6 protein-coding genes and 1 pseudogene are annotated in these 3873 nt (G+C 38.4%); 5 read left to right on the plus strand and 2 right to left on the minus strand.

The window, feature by feature from the left end:
* Nucleotides 1–26: 26 nt before the first annotated feature.
* The 5 genes and pseudogenes from PX484_RS07415 to PX484_RS07435 all read left to right on the plus strand — a co-directional run bounded on the left by PX484_RS07415 (nt 27) and on the right by PX484_RS07435 (nt 3030).
* A complete protein-coding gene (locus PX484_RS07415) occupies nt 27–1064 on the plus strand; it encodes a fatty acid desaturase (protein WP_002800340.1) in 1038 nt (345 codons plus the stop codon).
* Nucleotides 1065–1456: 392 nt separating this feature from the next.
* Complete coding sequence (locus PX484_RS07420) at nt 1457–1720, plus strand: hypothetical protein (RefSeq protein WP_002800342.1); 264 nt, start codon at nt 1457–1459, stop codon at nt 1718–1720.
* The gene (locus PX484_RS07425; protein ID WP_008202187.1) at nt 1721–2188 is read left to right on the plus strand and encodes a type II toxin-antitoxin system VapC family toxin; all 468 of its coding nucleotides are present in this window, start codon (nt 1721–1723) and stop codon (nt 2186–2188) included. It begins immediately after the preceding gene.
* Nucleotides 2189–2517: 329 nt separating this feature from the next.
* Nucleotides 2518–2778 carry a type II toxin-antitoxin system Phd/YefM family antitoxin gene (locus PX484_RS07430; RefSeq protein ID WP_287767604.1) on the plus strand — a complete coding sequence of 87 codons (261 nt, stop codon included), beginning with the start codon at nt 2518–2520 and terminating at the stop codon, nt 2776–2778.
* A pseudogene (locus tag PX484_RS07435) lies at nt 2771–3030 on the plus strand (Txe/YoeB family addiction module toxin). Before PX484_RS07430 ends, PX484_RS07435 begins: the two are co-directional and overlap by 8 nt.
* Before the next feature lie 237 nt (nt 3031–3267).
* On the opposite strand, the gene PX484_RS07440 reads toward PX484_RS07435, so the two are convergent.
* Entirely contained in the window at nt 3268–3612 is a 345-nt protein-coding gene (locus tag PX484_RS07440) for a HepT-like ribonuclease domain-containing protein (protein WP_002800344.1), read from the minus strand.
* Entirely contained in the window at nt 3609–3872 is a 264-nt protein-coding gene (locus tag PX484_RS07445; protein WP_288103317.1) for a nucleotidyltransferase family protein, read from the minus strand. The genes PX484_RS07440 and PX484_RS07445 overlap by 4 nt, the downstream gene beginning before the upstream one ends.
* Nucleotide 3873: the final 1 nt, after the last annotated feature.

Consider the following 3873-nt stretch of genomic DNA (forward strand, 5'->3'; position numbering starts at 1 on the left):
TGTCATCTACCTTGAGTTATAACCTAGTGTCCCAAACCCTACCTAAACCCTCCCTAAAAAGAGAATTTTTGCCATTTACCCTACAGGATGTCCGTCTAGCTATCCCGGCCCGTTGCTTCCAATCAAGCGTTTTTCGCTCTTTAGCCTACTTTTTTTTTGATATTGGCATCATTACCCTGCTTTACTGGATAACTTACCAGATTAATCAAGCATGGTTCTTCCCCCTTTTTTGGTTTATGCAGGGAACCATGTTTTGGGCCTTATTTGTCGTCGGTCACGATTGCGGTCACGGTTCCTTTTCCCGTTATCGTTGGTTAAATAACTTAATCGGTCATCTCAGTCATACTCCTATTCTCGTACCTTTCCACGGTTGGCGCATCAGTCATCGCACCCATCACGCTAATACTGGCAATATCGACACCGATGAAAGTTGGTATCCCGTCACGGAAACCCAGTATAACAATATGGCTTGGTACGAAAAATTAGCTCGTTTTCAGCTAATTTTATTTGTTTATCCCCTCTATCTTTTCCGTCGTTCCCCTAATAAACAGGGGTCCCATTTTATGCCCGAAAGCCCCCTCTTTCGCCCCTCGGAACGGTGGCAGGTACTGACTAGCACCGTATGCTGTACCTTTATGTTAGGTCTATTAATCGGGGTTGGTGTTAGCCAAGGCTTTTGGTTTCTGTTTAACTACTACATCATGCCCTATATCGTCTTTGTGGTTTGGTTAGACCTGGTGACATTCCTACACCACACCGAAGATGATATTCCCTGGTATCGCGGTCAAGACTGGTACTTTCTCAAAGGGGCGCTTTCTACCATCGATCGCGATTATGGCATCTTTAATCCCATCCATCACCAAATTGGTACTCACGTCGCCCATCACATTTTTATCACTATTCCCCACTATCATCTCCAAGAAGCAACCGAGGCCATCCGTCCCGTCTTAGGAGACTATTATCGCGTCTCGAAAGAACCGATTTTCAAATCTCTCTGGCAGTCCTACCGCAATTGTCATTTTGTCAGTGACCAAGGCAGTAAGGTTTTTTACCTCAAAAACTGATCCTATCTTAGCTATGAGGGGGAAACGGCAGCAAAATCCCCCTCCTCCTCCCACACCGAGAATAGTTGCCAAAACTAGCGGTAAAGTCTTTTTCTGGATTTGGTTCACTGGCAAGGAATTAAGCTGATGCAGTGAAATTGAACGACGTACAAAGGGAATGACATCGGCAGCATTGGTCAAGAATCAAACAAATATCTAATCTGTTCTCTAGGATTTGATCATTTTGCTTTTCAACAGCTACTGACAAGAGGATATTAAGCGCCTAGAATCTAAAAATTTACGATCAAGCAGGTCTAAAGAGTGAGTTTTTATGATACTGTCTATTGTACTAGCTCAATTATAACTTTGCTATAAAAGATTAATTACTCAGACAGCAAAAAAAGTGGCAGATTATGACACAGGCAATCCTTACTCAAATCTTGAATCAGCTTGAGACTCTTGAGCTAAAAGAACTTCAGCTGCTTAATCAGAAGATTCAACAGTATCTTATGGATAAAGAAGAAGCTGAGAAACAAGCGGTATTTCACCAATCTCTTCTTGATGCTGGATTAGTCAAGCAGATTAAGCGTCCTTCATCTCAACCGATAACTGAGCGACGATTGATTGAAATCGAGGGAAAACCTATTTCAGAAACGATTATTGAGGAACGCCGTTAAATGGCACTTTATTTCTTAGATAGTAGTGCCTTGGTCAAGCGTTATATCAGCGAAACTGGTTCAGCATGGGTATTGGAATTATTTACTGATGCTTTAAATAATGAAATATTTATTGCCGCAATCGCCAAGGTAGAAATTGTAGCTGCTATTACGCGAAGATCCCGCACTGGAAGTATTAGCGTTACCGATGCAGCGGCAATAGTTCATCAGTTGAGAAAGGACTCGCTTAAAGATTATCAAGTCATTGAAATTACCGAAAGTATAATTAATTCAGGAATGGTATTAGCGGAAACTTATGGTTTAAGAGGTTATGACGCAATCCAGTTAGCAGTAGGTTGTGCTGTTAATACACTTTGCCTAGCTAGTGGTTTACCTTCTATCACTTTTGTCTCGGCAGATAATGAATTGAATGTTGCTGTTATCAGTGAGGAATTGCTGATGGAAAATCCTAATAATTATCCATCTTAAGTAAGCGATAAGCTGTGAACTCTGAAATTTTTAGAGTTTAAAAAGGTGGAAAAAATAATCCCCTTCAAGGGAGTAAAGGAATTAAGCTGATGCAGTGAAATTGAACGACGTACAAAGGGAATGACATCGGCAGCATTGGCCAAGAATCAAACAAATATCTAATTGGAGAAGCAACTAGAAATGTACCAAAGGAAATTAAGTCTCGCTATCCTCTTATTCCTTGGCGTTTAATCGGAGGAGTGAGAAATATTTAGAAAAGGTGCTATTATGCGGAATAATAGTTGACTTGTGTTAGAATCGGTTATGTTGTTAATTTAAGGGATAGTTACATGAAAATTGTTACTGTTACTGAGGCCAAAGAACAAATTGATGAATTAGTGAATGATACCAATGATAATCATCAACCAATTTTGTTATCTGGTACGAAAAATAATGCTATTTTAATTGCTGAGGAAGATTGGAAATCTATTCAAGAAACGCTTTATTTGTATTCTATTCCTGGTATGGTAGATTCAATTATTGAAGGTGGCAACACTTCTATTGAAGATTGTGTGAATGAGGTGGGTATCAGAGCAATTTTAAATGGATAATTGGCAGTTGGTTTTTAAGCGAAAAAAGATGCTGAAAAGCTGGCTCGTACTGGGTTGGCAAAACAAGCTAACGAGTTATTAAATATTCTTAAGTCAAATCCCTATCAATCTTATCCTGTTTATGAGAAACTCAGTGGCGATTTAGCGAGCTATTATTCTAGACGTATTAATATTCAGCATCGTTTGGTTTATCAGGTTATTCCAGAAGAGAAGGTTGTCAAAATTATACGGATGTGGACTCATTATGAATAACCCCTTTTAATTTATTTTACCTAAAATGTCGGATGAATGCCCCCGCTAGATTTTTCGACAAGATACTCACCTTTGCGGGGAATGAAATCCGACCAGAATATCAACCGCGAAGCACGATTTTCATTCTACTATTTGTAGGTAAACTGTGTTATACTTAATTTAGCCAGGGTCGAGGATTAATCAATGCTAGTCGTAAAAGCCAAGTTAAAAAACGGGACACCAGAGAGGCAGGAAAATTTATTGTAATTTCTCAATAATACTAATAATGATTCTCTTTAGCTGGGGGAGATTGTTTTGAATCACTTTCCAGACGACTTTTTCATCAATTGCCCAATATTCATGAACTAATTTATCCCGCATACCTGCGATGTTTTTCCAAGGAATATTAGGATAATTAACTCTCACTTCATCAGGAATATTTTTGACTGCTTCCCCAATTATTTCAATTAATTTTACTGCCGAAAGAAAGATTTCTATCTTAGTTGAAAATTCTTCAAAGCTTAGATCCTGAGTCATCTTTTCTAGTTGACAAATTGCCTCTAGAATGTCTTGCAAGAAATCTCTAAATTCCCGTTGCGTCATACATAAATAACCTCGGATAAAATTCTTTCTCGCCTTCTTCCTTTTAAGCCATTTTTACTGATAACATCCGCTTTTACCTTAAGTAAATCACTTAAATAATATTCCATATCTACTAAATCCAGTAAACTAGGCGGTTCTGTATAATCTATCAGAATATTAACTTCACTATTTTCCTGCACTTCTCCTTTTACATAATCTCCAAAAATACCTAATTCACTGACATGATACTTTTCTTTTACTAAGGACTTAACTTGACCCAAA

The sequence above is a fragment of the Microcystis sp. M49636_WE2 genome (assembly GCF_030065375.1).
Classification (GTDB): Bacteria; Cyanobacteriota; Cyanobacteriia; order Cyanobacteriales; family Microcystaceae; genus Microcystis; species Microcystis aeruginosa_C.

Bases quoted from the DNA above. Each gene is read 5' to 3' on its own strand.
- PX484_RS07420 (WP_002800342.1), top strand. From the start codon at position 1,457: ATGACACAGGCAATCCTTACTCAAATCTTGAATCAGCTTGAGACTCTT.
- PX484_RS07425 (WP_008202187.1), top strand. From the start codon at position 1,721: ATGGCACTTTATTTCTTAGATAGTAGTGCCTTGGTCAAGCGTTATATC.
- PX484_RS07430 (WP_287767604.1), top strand. From the start codon at position 2,518: ATGAAAATTGTTACTGTTACTGAGGCCAAAGAACAAATTGATGAATTA.
- PX484_RS07440 (WP_002800344.1), bottom strand. From the start codon at position 3,612: ATGACGCAACGGGAATTTAGAGATTTCTTGCAAGACATTCTAGAGGCA.